At 44.0% G+C, this 434-nt stretch carries 1 protein-coding gene; it reads right to left on the bottom strand.

Going from position 1 to position 434, the window contains the following annotated elements:
* On the bottom strand, positions 1 to 434 hold a 434-nt coding region (locus QTN95_RS21125), incomplete at both ends, for an ISAs1 family transposase (protein WP_331418901.1).

Genomic DNA, 434 nt, shown 5'->3' with positions numbered 1-434 from the left:
TTGACGGACTTCAATACGGCCGTGACCCTGCTCGATTTTGATATTTTTGGGCTTTGATGCTCGTTGTTTTGCAAAAGCCTGCTCTATTGCTTTGCGTAACTTTCCTTGATTATTTTTAACCGCAAGTAAGTAGTCAGCATCTTGTTCGATGATAGTTTTGGCTACTTCCGTTTGGCATGCCATCGCATCAATTGTGACTAGAGCGCCTTTGATATCAAGAAGTTTGATGAGCTCAGGTATTGCTGTGATCTCGTTGCTCTTTTCTTCTGTTTTGAGCTGTCCAAGTACGAGCTTATTGGACGAAGCGTAGGCGCTAATCATATGGATAGTACTAGCTCGGTCATCTCGGTTGTAGGAGCCCCGAAGTGTTTTACCATCAATCGCAACGACTTGCCCCTCAGTAAGGGAATGTACTGCTGACATCCAGTTTATAA

Source organism: Vibrio sp. M260112, from assembly GCF_036533775.1.
Taxonomy (GTDB): Bacteria; Pseudomonadota; Gammaproteobacteria; order Enterobacterales; family Vibrionaceae; genus Vibrio.
Note: the sequence above shows the minus strand (reverse complement) of the source record. Positions and strands in the feature narration are given on the sequence as shown.